This is a genomic window from Flavobacterium sp. (assembly GCF_965262375.1).
Taxonomy (GTDB): Bacteria; Bacteroidota; Bacteroidia; order Flavobacteriales; family Flavobacteriaceae; genus Flavobacterium.
Genome location: NZ_OZ253527.1, coordinates 962,878 through 975,385 on the forward strand (window position 1 = coordinate 962,878; position 12,508 = coordinate 975,385).

Here is a 12,508-nt window from a genome sequence, read left to right on the forward strand (position 1 = left end):
AAGTGCGTTTTTTTTTACATTTGTAAGCTTAGCTTTAAAACTTTTTTTCTGAACTTATGAGCTTACGAATTCTATATTTCATTTTCTGTTCCCTCTTCCTATTGAATGTAAAGGCACAGTCTTCCGACTACCCTCAATTACAAAAGGGATGGCAAGCTTTAATAAAAGATAATGAGGAAAGTGCTTATAATTATTTTTCTGCGGGATATACTCAAGCTAAAGAAGAAGGAGATTTAAAGGCAGAGGCAGAGGCTTTACTTTGTTTGGGCATTTGTACCTATGGCTCAGACTTGGAAAAAGGTTTAAAGTATGCTCTGTCTTCTTTAGCGACTTATGAAAAAGCTATTCAAAAATATCCTAACGTGCATCAGGCTCATATCGGTAAAGCAAAATCTTTGCAACTTATAAGTACAATTTATAGTGTTCAAAAAAAGTACAATCAGGCTTTTGAAATGAGTGCCAGTGCCATTAAAGTTCTAAAAAAACATACTGATAAGAGTGGAACTTTAGGGCTTTCTTATTGTAGTTTAGGAAAAATTTTTGAAACTCAAGGAAAAAGAGATTCTGCCTATGTGTATTTTAAACTTGGGTTTGATGACTTTGTAAAGTCTAACGCTAAGGCATACTTACCTAATGCCTATATCAAATTGGGAGAATATGCGTTGCCCAACGTAAAAAGTAGTTTAGCTTTGTTTTATAAAGCTTTTGCTATTGCTAAAACCACGGAAAACAAGCAAGCACAAGTATCAAGTCTTATAGCCTTAGGAAAATTGTTCCTTCGAACCGATATAAATAAGGCACTCACTTTTTTTAAACAATCCATCGGAATTTCAAAACAGTTATCTAATAAAAGTTTTGAAAAGAAAAGCCTTGAAATGCTTATAGAAGCTTATCGTATAAAAAAGGACTTTATACAATTAGCGGAATATCAACGACAATTATTGGTTATAAACGAACAACTTTTTTCTGTAGAAAAGGAAAAAGCTATTAAACATTTAGAAACAAAATTTGAAGTTGCTCAAAAGGACCGTACCCTTGCCTTAGTAACGAAAGAAAAAGAAATTATCAAACTCTCGAATTATTTGTTGATTTTAGGGATTCTTATCTTACTAACAGGTTTTATTTTATGGTATGCTTATGTGAAAAAAATCAACACTAAAAACAAAGAACTCCTGAAGTTAAAAGAAGATGTATTAGTTGCAACCGAAGAAAAACGTAAGTTGGAAGAAGAACAATACAAAAGCGATTTAGAACACAAAGAATCACAACTGAATACAATTTTGATGCAAATGTTTCAAAAAAATGAATTGTTAAATGAAGTTAAAGAAACTCTTGTGTCAGATGCTCAAGTCTCGCAACATTTAATCAAATTGGTTCAGAAGCACTCAGAACATAATGATACTTGGAATGATTTTAATGTTTATTTTGAAAGTGTCAATAAGCAATTTTATACTAAGCTAAAACAAGTTTGTCCTGATATTAGCGCCAATGACCTAAAAATATGTGCACTTATTAAACTAAATCTTTCCAGTAAAGAAATGGCATCTATTTTAAACATCTCTCCAGATAGTGTTAAAACGGCGCGTTATCGCCTTAGAAAAAAGATGAATCTTACAACCGAAACTTCTTTAATAGACTACATATTATCGCTTTAAACGCACATTGTACACCTTATATATACTGGTATAACTCTTGTTGTCTACCTTTTGTCTACCTACTAAAAACCCTATTTTTGCTGAGGGTAGACTAGCTTTGTTTGGACTGAAATAGGATAATTTTAGTTCGGCAGTAGCGTAAGATTGTTTTACTTAGATTAAGAATTTTATCAAATAGCGTTATCAGCTTTAGCTTTTAATGTCAAATTTTAATCGATATACTGTTGAATGTTTATAACTATTTCGCGTAAATAATTCTAGACAATTCATCTCATTATGTATAAAAGGTTTTTTTTGATATCAAGCTTGCTGTGTACTTTTTTAAGTCATGCCCAAGACGATTTACTGAAAGAAATAGATTCTACCCAAGTGGTTAATAAAGAGGTCAGCGCTACTTTCAAAGGGTTGCAAATTGTAACTATGCAGTCTACTAAATTACCCTCAGAAGGGGAATATTATATGGTGGTCTCCCATAGGTTTGGTTCAGTAAAAGGAAGTTGGAATGAGTTCTTTGGGTTTGATAGTGCAACGACTAAAATTGGTGGTTTGTATGGAGTAAAGCAATGGCTTTCTGTAGGTGTTTCAAGACATACCCTATTTAAACTTTATGAAGCCTCAACTAAATATCGTTTGTTCAAACAAACAGATACTTTTCCTTTTGAAATAGTAGGTTATAATGTGTTAGGAATTAATTCAGGTTTGAAGAAACAAAATTATCCTAAAATTCAATTCAATGACCGTTTATCTTATACTAACCAATTGTTAATCGCTAGAAAGTTTTCGGAAAAAATCTCATTAGAATTAGCTCCAACCTATATTCATAAAAATTTATTTGAACCTGCAAATGAAAATAATGACCAGTGGGTGCTTGCTACTGGTGGGCGAATGAAATTAAGTAAGCGCTTATCGTTGAATATGGAATATGGTTACAATTTTAACAAGCCTGATTTTTACAAAAACCCATTATCTGTTGGATTAGACATTGATACAGGAGGACATATTTTTCAGTTACTTTTTACTAATTCACAGTCTATGGGGGAAGCAAATTATTTTACTAATGCTTCAGGAAATTGGGGCAAAGGAGATTTCTTTTTTGGCTTCAATTTATATAGAGTATTCTAACATTAAAGAACATTGTTATGAAAAAGTATTTATATCTAACCTCGATTCTTTTTACAGTATGTGCTTGTGATTCCACAACCTACGAAAGTTTAGAAAATAATACCGAGGTGGTTGGCAAGGTTACATATACCAAAGAGGTCAAAACAATTATTGATGCCAACTGTGTAGGCTGCCATTCTAGTTCAGGAACAGCATCTTTTGCACCCTTGCAAACGTATGAACAACTAAAAGAGTACACACAAAATGGAGATTTATTAACTCGAATTCAAAAACAAAATGGAGAAGCGGGTTTAATGCCTAAAGGAGGCAGAATGGCACAACAAAAAATTGATTTGTTACTCAAGTGGAATACTGATGGTTTACTTGAAAAGTAAGCAGTTTTTGTTGTAAGTCTTGGGATAGCTTTAGCTTATTTAAAAACATAAAATCATGAAGAGACAACTTATAGCGATAGTATTGCTACTAAATTTTTTTGTAGTATCGGCTCAAAAGTATAGTACGAAAACGGGGAATTTAAAATTTGAAGCCTCTGTTATTTCATTTGAAGAAGTTGCTGCCGAAAATAAAAACACTGCAGCCATTTTGCAAACTACAACAGGTGATTTGGCAATTGTGACCCTAGTTAAAGGTTTTCAGTTCAAAATAGCATTAATGCAAGAGCATTTTAATGAAAACTATATGGAATCTGAAAAGTTTCCGAAAGCTTATTTCAAAGGTAAAATTGAAAATTTTAAGCTATCAGATTTGACACAAGGAGTTAAGAATTTAAAACTACAAGGTGATTTAACAATACATGGGAAATCAAAGAAAATAGTAACGGTGGCTAAAGTGCAGTTGCAAGAAAATAAGCTTGTGTTAACGGGTAATTTTGAAGTTAAACCCGAAGAATTTGGTATAGAAATTCCAAAGCTTTTGACCAAAAAAGTAGCTGAAAGAGTTAAAATTATGTATTCACTCGCATTACAGGAACAATAAAATGAAAATAGTAAATCTTTTTTTCTTAGTTATCTTATTCCATTGCGCAACAACTGTGTTTGCGCAGGAAGTAAAAATAAAAGATGTTTTTGATATCGCTCGTTCAGGCACGGTAGAAGACCTTATTCAATTAGAAAAAACGAATGCGAATGTGGCTGATGAAATTAATACTATGGGGTTTAATCCTCTAATTCTGGCTTGTTATAAAGGGAATAATGACGTGGCTCTATATTTAATGAAAAAAACAAAGAATATAAATTTTAAGAGTTCGAATGGGACTGCTCTGGCAGCTGCCACCGTTAAAGGGAATCTTACATTGGTACATAAATTATTGGAAAGCGGTGCACAACCTGATATTTCTGATGACAATGGAGTAACACCCTTGCATTATGCAATTCAGTTTAAAAATGTAGCAATGGTAAAGTTGCTTTTATCATTCAAAGCCGACAAATATAAACCTGATGGTTCTGGAAAAAAACCTTTTGAATATGCCGTTTTTTCTAAAAATGAAGAAATTATTAATCTCTTAAAAAATTAAAAGTATGAAAAAAATAGTACTCTTAGCGTTATTGTTTATAGGACATAACTTGGTTAACGCCCAAACAAAATCAACAGGTGTTGTGGTAATACCGTCTTCGGGGATGTCTGTTAAATTTGATTTGAACCAAGCCAACACTACCGTTACCATGACTTTGACTGGACCTTCTGACCGTTGGTTTGGTATTCAATTTGGTGATTTTGCAAATGGTGAAGGAATGGCTACAGGTCAAGATTTAGTATATTATAATGGTACAAACTTAGTAGATGCTTCTTTTAATGGCGTTGGTGCATTCCCGACAAATGATACAAATAACTGGACAGTTACTTCTAACACGGTGGCTACAGGTACGCGTACTATAATTGCTACTAGGGCTTTTAACACGGGTAGTACAAGCGATTATGCGTTTGATATTGCTAATTCATCTGTAGACATTGTGTGGGCAAAAAGAGGTTTGGCAGGTTTCAGTTTTGGGAGTCATTCAGGGAGTAGAGGGTACATGTTAGATGTTGCCTTTGCTAATTTAAGCAATCCAGATTTCGAAAATGGCAAGAAAAAAGTTTTAGTGTATCCCAATCCTACAGAAGGATTTTTCTCTATAGAATCTCAAATCGAGGTAGAGGAAGTTAAAATTTACGATTTGAGTGGAAAATTTGTGAAAGAAGTACGACAAATAGAAGGAAAATTTGATGTTTTAGATGTTGTTCCAGGAACGTATTTTGTTGAAGTTGCTATTGAAAATACTAAAGAATACTTTAAAATCATTAAAAAGTAAAAGGAAATCAATTATTTTCGAACACTTGGGGAAGTGTATTTTAATCTGGTTGAGTGGTGGAGCCAATTGATTTTTTCAGTTGGCTTCTTTGTTTTGTTTTGTTACCTTCACAAAAAAAAACAGTTATGAAAAAAATAATATTGGTAATGCTTTTGGTTTCCGCAGTAGGTTTCGCTCAAACCACCGATGAAAAAGCAGAAGCTAAAAAGAAAGTCGAACAGGAAAAAGCGGTTTTAGCCAAACCGTATCATGAAGAGGAAGATGCCTCACTTAAAGTAAAAGAATTGCTGGCTGTTGCCCAAAAAGAACACAAGAAAGTCTTAATTCAAGTAGGAGGAAACTGGTGTATTTGGTGTTTGCGATTGAATGATTTTATCAATAAAAATGAGGCATTGAAACAACTGGTTGATGCCAATTATTTGTATTATCATTTGAATTGGTCTCCTAAGAACAAAAACGAAAAGTTCTTTAGTCAATATGAGGGCAATCCTGGAGAAAAACACGGTTACCCCGTTTTTATGATTTTAGAGGCTTCAGGTAAATTGGTCAAGGTGCAAGAAACAGGTTCTTTAGAAGAAGGAAAGGGCTATAGCTTTGAAAAAGTAAGGACATTTTTAGCATCAAATACTTCTAATTAAGCTCACTAAAAACTAAACTAATATATGCAATTTCTAAAAAATGTTTTCGTAACCTTGTTGATTGTTTGTTTGTACAGTTGCAAGGACAACACAGTTGCATTACAAAAAGAACCACAAGAGCAATCCTCCAAGATAAATAAAACGCAAGCTTCTAAGTTATTTTCAGATGTTTTTGAATTTGTTAGTTATAATGATGAAGGTGATTATCATCTGATAAATTTCAGAAAGGAGGCTAAAATATACAGTTTTATCAATGATACTAACGACGATAGAACATTACTTCGAGGAGATAAAGTAGAAGTGCATTGGAAAATAGACACTATTTATATTGCAGGTGATGGTGAAACACCTGATCAGGCGGAGTGGTTGGTTTCCTTTAAGAAAATAAAGGAAGGAAAACTGTCTCAATTTCGTAAAACTTGCAAAAAAGAGTTCAAATACCATTGGTTTAATGAAAACGAATATTCCGAAGGATATTTGAAACAACTATATTACTGGGTCGAATATTATGTGGCTAATTCTGATGATGGATTATTAAAAGCACATCTCGAAGCAGGAGATGCGTTAGAGTATTCCATTGAACAGCAAGTACGTGAAGGCAAAACCTATACGCTTATAGGTTTAGGTACTTCTTTTGAAGGTAGAACAACTAAAATTAAATGGTTGTATTATGATGCTGAAAAAGACGATTTGTACGCTTACGATTTAGGGAATGATGTTTTAGTGCTATTTCCGTAAACTTTAACTAATTAAACGATGAAACAAACTATATTCAGTATTTCTATGCTTTGTTTTTTGCTAGGAAGCTGTAAAAACGATAAACCCATTGCAGAGGTTGCTAAGCCTCAACCTAAAGTAGCTAAAGAAAACCCTAATCCTCCGCAAATTCAAAATGCTATTCAAGAGTATATTCCTGAGGGTTTTGAAATTCAGTACGAATGTGATGGCGATTTGAATCAGGACGGGTTAAAAGATTATGCTTATGTGCTTAGAAATATAGAAGACGATACTATGGCTAGAAAGACCTTAGTGTTTTTGGGTGATAAGGAAAAAGGAAGGAAGTTGTTCCAGCAGTCAGAACAAGTCTTTCCTGTTGAATATAGTGGTGAAGGATATAAAATTTATGACTCCGAAACCATATCTATAGTGGAAAATCAGTTGATGATGGAGCTTTCGGGACTGGGACCTTCGGGTACGACTACTATTATTTTTCAATTTGAAAATGGAGAACTATTTCTTAAGTCGATGGAAAGTTTTCATGCAGGTGCTGGAGGGCAAACCATCGCTAATTATGAGGTGATGACTGGTAAGATTGAAATGACCCAAGTAAATACCATGAAAGAGGATATGCCCTCAGAAACTGAAGTAAAAAATTTTGCACCTTTGAAACTAGCTTTTGAGAAAGTAAACCCTATGGAACTTTTTGACCAACAAATTCTTAAATTTGGGTTCTAAAAAAATAAACAATGAAAAAACTATTTTTACTGGCTACCCTCTGGATTACGAATTCCTTTCAGGCACAAGTAACCACTGTAGTTAGTGCTTTTACACAAAATCTGACCAAGAATGACCTTCCTTTTCAAGGCGACCGAAAAATGTTTGCCACAGGAATCAATGATACCCGAACCGAGAATGTTTTGGTAGTTTCTAAAAACAAATCTGGTGCTGTAAACGACGAACTTTTTATCGAAAAATTCACTAAAACACCAGAAGGTTATGCCAAATCTTTTTCTACCGTTTTTAAGCATCCCGTAAATAAATCCTTGGCTTTTGTTAATAATAGGATGATGTATAGCGATGCCGATAAGGATGGTAATGCCGAAATGTTATTGGTAGTTGACGAAAATGAGGCAGGACCTGAAAGTCCGTTGCAAAAAATTTGGGGCGTACTTGTTTACAAGAATGTGGCTTACAAACTTTGGGTGACCGCCGAAGATAATTTTACAGAAACAAAATACGATGCTCATTTTTCGACTTTGCCCGAAAAGGTAAAAACGGATTTCTTAGCATTTTGGAATACATTAGACAAAGCAAATTAAACAGTTAAAAATCATGAAAAAAATTTTAAGTATTGCTCTATTTTTTATTGTTCAAACTTTCTTAGCACAAAACAATAATGAAATTCTTGTGTTGAGTGCCGTGGTAAAAGATAAAGTGATTCCGAATGCTCAAGTTATCTTTCAAAAAAATGGTGAAACTTCCTTAACACGAATGACCAATTCGGCTGGAAAAGTGATGATTCCAGAGGAATTTCGAAATACCAATGACTTAACCATTATTATTAAAAAAGAAGGGTATTCCACCTTGGTTTCTAAATGTCCTTGTGGAGGTTTAACTTATGCCATCAGCCCGTTTATGACTGAATTAGACGGAATGCGTATCGTGTTAAGTTGGGGACAACGACCGTTGGATATTGATTCGCACTTGTCTTATCAAGGAGGATACGTGTGTTATTACCAAATGGATGCGGTGAATGCAAAATTAGATGTGGACGACACAGACAGTTTTGGACCGGAAACCATCACTATTTCTAAAAAATTACAAGGTAAAAAGTATGTGTATGCGGTGCATAATTTTTCTGATAAGGATAATCCAAATAATGCAAATTTGGCCAACATCAGTAGAGCAAAAGTATATGTGTACATTGGAAATACTTTAATCAAAACCTATACGCCACAAGCAGGTAAAGTAGGAACCGTTTGGATTCCTTTTATCATTGATGAAAATGGAAATTTAGTTGATATTAATGATTACAGAGATGCTTCGTCTTGGGAAGGGGTACGTTCAATACTACGTGAATACCGCCCTTCAGAACAGCAAACAGTGGTTTCTGCCGGTGATGTTGCAACCGCAAAACAAATTAATAAAAGAGGTGAAGAACAATACCATGCAGGGAATTATGAAACTGCGATAGGTTATTATCAGGATGCTATCGAATTGAATCCTACAGAAGGATTGTTTTATAGCAATTTAGGATTGGTATTTCAAAAATCAGGGAGAGAAGCAGAGGCTTTATGGGCAAATCGTAAAGCGATTGCCTTAGCTAATGGCGCTATGGCTAATACGGTGAAAGCTGGTTCTTATTATAATATTGCTCGTATTTATGAAGCGAAAAATCATTTCCAGGAAGCATTAGAGAATTATAAATTGGCTAAACAACACAAACAAAATCCAGTGTATGACAAAGCGATTAGCAGAGTGCAACAACGTTTATAAGCTTGCTAAAACAATAGTTATTGGATTCTTGTTGCTGACGAATTTTTGTTTGGCAAGTAACGGACCCGATAAAATTGCAAAAATAGATAGGGCTTTATGGCCGTATCCTATCCATAGTGCGCATAATTTTGATGTGGCATCCAAGTGCGAAATGATAGCTTTTTCAAAAGCATTTAAAGCTTATGAAGGACTTAATGAAGCCGAATTGCAACAAAAACTTGATTTGAAAAAAGTATCGGTGACTTCCGTTCGGGAATGGGAAACAAAAACAAAGCAAATCATTCTAGCTAATTTTAAGGCGTTAACGAAAGCTTCGCTTCAAGATTTGATTGCAATAAATGAAATCAATACATGGGAAGATGTTGCTAAAATACATCCAGAAGTAAAAATGCCTTCTGCTTTGAAAGCGTGGTATCAAGCCAGTCTGGATTTTTATGATAAATATCTGTATGAGCAATGTCGTTTAGCCTCTTTGTACCCTAGAATTACGAGTGAAATAGGATTGATGGCAAAAAATGAAATCAATGGTTTTAATTTGCCTGCAAAGCAATTCTTATTAACCTTTGATGATGGGCCAACGGTAAAAAATGGGAATACGGATAAGATGGTTAAAGTCCTGAATGAGCAACATCAAAAAGGTGTTTTCTTTGTTCTTGGTGACGCCTTACAAAAACGAATGCAGACGGATAAACAAATTCAAAATTTATATCAAGGTCATTTGTTGGCATCTCATGGAAAAACACATGTTTCACACCAAAGATTGACGGAATGGAAAACTTCACTTACTTATACGAGTGATTTAATTCAACAATTGACCGATTCTGATAAACCCGTATATTTTCGCCCGCCGTATGGTCAAAGAACAGAAGAATTAGCTAAAAGTTTGGGAGCTACGCAGTCTAAAGTGGTTTTGTGGAATATCGATTCGCAAGATTGGAATGCACATATCACCGCTAGGGAAGTGGCTGACAGACAAATAAGTTTGATGTTATTGTGGCGAAGAGGGATTTTGCTTTTCCACGATGTTCATGAAAAAGCACAAACAGCAGTACCGTATATTCTGAATTATTTTAAAGGTTCAGGAATACAATGGATGCAACCTAATGAAATTTAAGAGATGCAAATGAAAATTGCCTTAATACAATCTGATTTAGTTTGGGAAAATCCTCAAGCTAATCGAAATCATTTAGAAGAAAAAATCAATGCTATTCAAGAAGCTACTGATTTAATCGTGTTGCCAGAAATGTTTACCACGGGTTTTACTATGAATCCTTCCGCGGTTGCCGAAACCATGACGGGTGCGACCGTGCAATGGATGCAAACACTAGCTATACAAAATGCCTGTGCGATTACAGGAAGCGTGGTGATTGAAGAAGAAGGGAATTACTACAACCGTATGCTTTTTGTGCATCCTGACGGGAGTATGCAGTATTACAACAAGCGTCACTTGTTTACTTTGGCAAAAGAAGAAGCTGTTTTTACTGCGGGTAAAGAAAAAGTAATTGTAGAATACAAAGACTGGAAAATCTGTCTCCAAATTTGTTACGATTTACGTTTTCCAGTATTCGCACGTAATGTCGAAAACTATGATGTACTCATTTATGTAGCCAGTTGGCCGAAACCAAGAGTACAAGCTTGGGATATTTTATTGCGCGCCCGTGCGGTAGAAAATCTTTCGTATGTGATAGGCGTTAATCGTATAGGTACTGATGGCAGTCAACTGGAATACGTAGGACATTCGCAAGTGGTAGATTATCTTGGGAATTATATGGTTGAACCTTTTGAAACTTCAGATGTGCAATTAGTAACCTTGGATAAAGAAGCACTTTTGGAAACAAGAAGTTGTTTGAATTTTCTGAATGATATAGACCAATTTGAAATTTATGACAGATGATTTTAGATTAACGATTTCAGAAATTTTAACTTCTGAAATCGTTAATCGGAAATAAAAAATTATTTTCCTAAATCAATATCTTGATTCACATCCCAATTGGCTCGGACATCTATCTCGGTAGGAAAATGGTAAACCGCCTCTGGCTGACGATTTTCAATAAAAGAGCCACTGTCCCATTCTTGATTATTATTGGTGTCGTAAATCACACGGATGTTGTATTTCTGAGGTTCAATAAGGTCAAAACTAACTTCGGGTACTTTAGTTACAAATTGTTGGTACATTACTTTTCCTTTATTATCAGTCAATTCGACGATGAGCGGGAAAGATTTTACATTTTTTAAACTTAATTTTAAATTACCATAATCCGCTAATGATTTGGTTGAAAACTGATAGGTTAGCGTGTCTTTGTTTTTTTGTCCCAAGTAATCTTCTATGGCTTGAGGCATAATTTTTAAATCGTATTTTTCGTTTTCTTCTTTATCAAAAACTAATTCAAAATTCTGATTGAATGCATCGTATAAAGGTTTGAAAGCAACTTTTGCTCCTCCTTTTTTGGTTAAACTAAACTTTGCTAAATCCCATTTTTCTAATGGTGTTGCTGTTTTGATTTTAAAATTTTCCTTCAGTCCTAAAGTAGTTGTTTTAGAACTCAGATGTAAAGTGTCTTTTTTGAAATCTCTAAAGTTAACCGTATATGATTTTGAATAGTCGTCATTTTTGATATTCAAAATTAAAGAATCGTTTTTAATAGGTTTGGTCCAAATTTGTAACGAATCTTTATCCATTATTTTTGAATAACGAATAGGGAATTCAGAGCCTTTATATAAGGCTGAAAGTTTAATGTTTTTACCGTTACCTTCGTAGGGCAGCAATATTCTGTTCCCAGAGGCTTGTTGGGGTTTTTTAGTGCTAAACTTGTTTTTTTCTTTAAATAATTTTAGCGTGTATTGATTGGTGGTGGGTATAGTGATAATTTCGCTGTGAAAAGCTATTTTATCACGTTTAGCATCATATTTGTAATTTTTTGAAGTTTCTTTTAGTGCAAGCAAACGGTATTTGCCCTCCTGAATATTTTCGATAGTAAATGTTGCAGTACTATCAGAAACATTGGCTAAATAACGTGGCGTTTCTTTAAAAACAATAGAATCATTATATTTTGAATCTACTTCGTAGAGCATAACATTTATTCCGGTATGAATTTTTTTGTCTATGGCATCTGTAATGCTTCCGTTTAGTTTTAAAGAATCTAAAGTTTTTCCAGTAGAAAAAACATATTTTAAGTTTTTAAAAGCATTACCTTCATTGTTGTCTATAATACTTTCGCCAAAATTAAAGCTGTAAGTGGTGTTGGCTTTAAGGGTGTCTCTCCATTTGATAACCATTTGTTTGCTTACTCCCCCTTGTGGTGTAACGGTAATTTGGTTTTTCATCAAAGGTGAAACTACTAGATTTTTATCTAAATCTTTAATTTTGATATATTCATCAAAAGTAATTCTCACACTGTTTTCTTTAAAATCTGTGGATAAGTTTTTAGGGTAGCAGCTCACAATTTTTGGGGGGGTAATGTCTTTTTCACCACCAGTAATAGAACCTCTTTTGGCACAACCCAGAAAAGTAAATATAAAAAGGATGATTAAAACGAAGTTTTTGTTTTTCATCAGTTGTATTTTTTTGTCCATAAATAGTACTGCCTCG

14 protein-coding genes are annotated in these 12,508 nt (G+C 34.1%); 13 read left to right on the forward strand and 1 reads right to left on the reverse strand.

The window, feature by feature from the left end; translation table 11 throughout:
* Window positions 1–56 precede the first annotated feature (56 nt).
* From ACQY29_RS04475 to ACQY29_RS04535, 13 genes are all read left to right on the forward strand, one after another.
* Complete coding sequence (locus tag ACQY29_RS04475; protein ID WP_428224045.1) at window positions 57–1,655, forward strand: tetratricopeptide repeat protein; 1,599 nt, start codon at window positions 57–59, stop codon at window positions 1,653–1,655.
* Between the two features lie 276 nt (window positions 1,656–1,931).
* Entirely contained in the window at window positions 1,932–2,777 is an 846-nt protein-coding gene (locus tag ACQY29_RS04480) for a DUF5777 family beta-barrel protein (protein WP_428224046.1), read from the forward strand.
* 17 nt (window positions 2,778–2,794) lie between these two features.
* Window positions 2,795–3,151, forward strand: a complete 357-nt coding sequence (locus tag ACQY29_RS04485; RefSeq protein WP_428224047.1) for a cytochrome c — start codon at window positions 2,795–2,797, stop codon at window positions 3,149–3,151.
* Window positions 3,152–3,206: 55 nt separating this feature from the next.
* A complete protein-coding gene (locus tag ACQY29_RS04490) occupies window positions 3,207–3,752 on the forward strand; it encodes a YceI family protein (RefSeq protein WP_428224048.1) in 546 nt (181 codons plus the stop codon).
* 1 nt (window position 3,753) lies between these two features.
* Entirely contained in the window at window positions 3,754–4,290 is a 537-nt protein-coding gene (locus tag ACQY29_RS04495; RefSeq protein WP_428224049.1) for an ankyrin repeat domain-containing protein, read from the forward strand.
* Window positions 4,291–4,294: 4 nt separating this feature from the next.
* Window positions 4,295–5,065 carry a T9SS type A sorting domain-containing protein gene (locus tag ACQY29_RS04500; protein ID WP_428224050.1) on the forward strand — a complete coding sequence of 257 codons (771 nt, stop codon included), beginning with the start codon at window positions 4,295–4,297 and terminating at the stop codon, window positions 5,063–5,065.
* Between the two features lie 125 nt (window positions 5,066–5,190).
* A complete protein-coding gene (locus ACQY29_RS04505) occupies window positions 5,191–5,703 on the forward strand; it encodes a thioredoxin family protein (RefSeq protein WP_428224051.1) in 513 nt (170 codons plus the stop codon).
* Window positions 5,704–5,727: 24 nt separating this feature from the next.
* Entirely contained in the window at window positions 5,728–6,441 is a 714-nt protein-coding gene (locus ACQY29_RS04510; RefSeq protein ID WP_428224052.1) for a hypothetical protein, read from the forward strand.
* A gap of 18 nt (window positions 6,442–6,459) precedes the next feature.
* Window positions 6,460–7,158 carry a hypothetical protein gene (locus ACQY29_RS04515; protein ID WP_428224053.1) on the forward strand — a complete coding sequence of 233 codons (699 nt, stop codon included), beginning with the start codon at window positions 6,460–6,462 and terminating at the stop codon, window positions 7,156–7,158.
* Between the two features lie 11 nt (window positions 7,159–7,169).
* Window positions 7,170–7,742 (forward strand): hypothetical protein, encoded by a 573-nt coding sequence (locus ACQY29_RS04520; RefSeq protein ID WP_428224054.1) that lies wholly within the window; start codon window positions 7,170–7,172, stop codon window positions 7,740–7,742.
* 13 nt (window positions 7,743–7,755) lie between these two features.
* Window positions 7,756–8,919, forward strand: a complete 1,164-nt coding sequence (locus ACQY29_RS04525) for a tetratricopeptide repeat protein (protein ID WP_428224055.1) — start codon at window positions 7,756–7,758, stop codon at window positions 8,917–8,919.
* On the forward strand, window positions 8,882–10,033 hold the full coding sequence (locus ACQY29_RS04530; RefSeq protein ID WP_428224056.1) for a polysaccharide deacetylase family protein: 1,152 nt from the start codon (window positions 8,882–8,884) through the stop codon (window positions 10,031–10,033). Before ACQY29_RS04525 ends, ACQY29_RS04530 begins: the two co-directional genes overlap by 38 nt.
* Before the next feature lie 9 nt (window positions 10,034–10,042).
* The gene (locus ACQY29_RS04535) at window positions 10,043–10,813 is read left to right on the forward strand and encodes a nitrilase family protein (RefSeq protein WP_428224057.1); all 771 of its coding nucleotides are present in this window, start codon (window positions 10,043–10,045) and stop codon (window positions 10,811–10,813) included.
* A 59-nt stretch (window positions 10,814–10,872) separates the two neighbouring features.
* Here ACQY29_RS04535 and ACQY29_RS04540 read toward each other — a convergent pair whose 3' ends face one another.
* The gene (locus ACQY29_RS04540) at window positions 10,873–12,471 is read right to left on the reverse strand and encodes an Ig-like domain-containing protein (RefSeq protein ID WP_428224058.1); all 1,599 of its coding nucleotides are present in this window, start codon (window positions 12,469–12,471) and stop codon (window positions 10,873–10,875) included.
* Window positions 12,472–12,508 lie beyond the last annotated feature (37 nt).

What these genes read in the sequence shown, in the direction of transcription:
- ACQY29_RS04495 (WP_428224049.1), top strand. Translation starts at nt 3,754, where the DNA reads ATGAAAATAGTAAATCTTTTTTTCTTAGTTATCTTATTCCATTGCGCA.
- ACQY29_RS04520 (WP_428224054.1), top strand. Translation starts at nt 7,170, where the DNA reads ATGAAAAAACTATTTTTACTGGCTACCCTCTGGATTACGAATTCCTTT.
- ACQY29_RS04535 (WP_428224057.1), top strand. Translation starts at nt 10,043, where the DNA reads ATGAAAATTGCCTTAATACAATCTGATTTAGTTTGGGAAAATCCTCAA.
- ACQY29_RS04505 (WP_428224051.1), top strand. Translation starts at nt 5,191, where the DNA reads ATGAAAAAAATAATATTGGTAATGCTTTTGGTTTCCGCAGTAGGTTTC.
- ACQY29_RS04530 (WP_428224056.1), top strand. Translation starts at nt 8,882, where the DNA reads ATGACAAAGCGATTAGCAGAGTGCAACAACGTTTATAAGCTTGCTAAA.
- ACQY29_RS04510 (WP_428224052.1), top strand. Translation starts at nt 5,728, where the DNA reads ATGCAATTTCTAAAAAATGTTTTCGTAACCTTGTTGATTGTTTGTTTG.
- ACQY29_RS04485 (WP_428224047.1), top strand. Translation starts at nt 2,795, where the DNA reads ATGAAAAAGTATTTATATCTAACCTCGATTCTTTTTACAGTATGTGCT.
- ACQY29_RS04480 (WP_428224046.1), top strand. Translation starts at nt 1,932, where the DNA reads ATGTATAAAAGGTTTTTTTTGATATCAAGCTTGCTGTGTACTTTTTTA.
- ACQY29_RS04500 (WP_428224050.1), top strand. Translation starts at nt 4,295, where the DNA reads ATGAAAAAAATAGTACTCTTAGCGTTATTGTTTATAGGACATAACTTG.
- ACQY29_RS04540 (WP_428224058.1), bottom strand. Translation starts at nt 12,471, where the DNA reads ATGAAAAACAAAAACTTCGTTTTAATCATCCTTTTTATATTTACTTTT.
- ACQY29_RS04490 (WP_428224048.1), top strand. Translation starts at nt 3,207, where the DNA reads ATGAAGAGACAACTTATAGCGATAGTATTGCTACTAAATTTTTTTGTA.
- ACQY29_RS04525 (WP_428224055.1), top strand. Translation starts at nt 7,756, where the DNA reads ATGAAAAAAATTTTAAGTATTGCTCTATTTTTTATTGTTCAAACTTTC.
- ACQY29_RS04515 (WP_428224053.1), top strand. Translation starts at nt 6,460, where the DNA reads ATGAAACAAACTATATTCAGTATTTCTATGCTTTGTTTTTTGCTAGGA.
- ACQY29_RS04475 (WP_428224045.1), top strand. Translation starts at nt 57, where the DNA reads ATGAGCTTACGAATTCTATATTTCATTTTCTGTTCCCTCTTCCTATTG.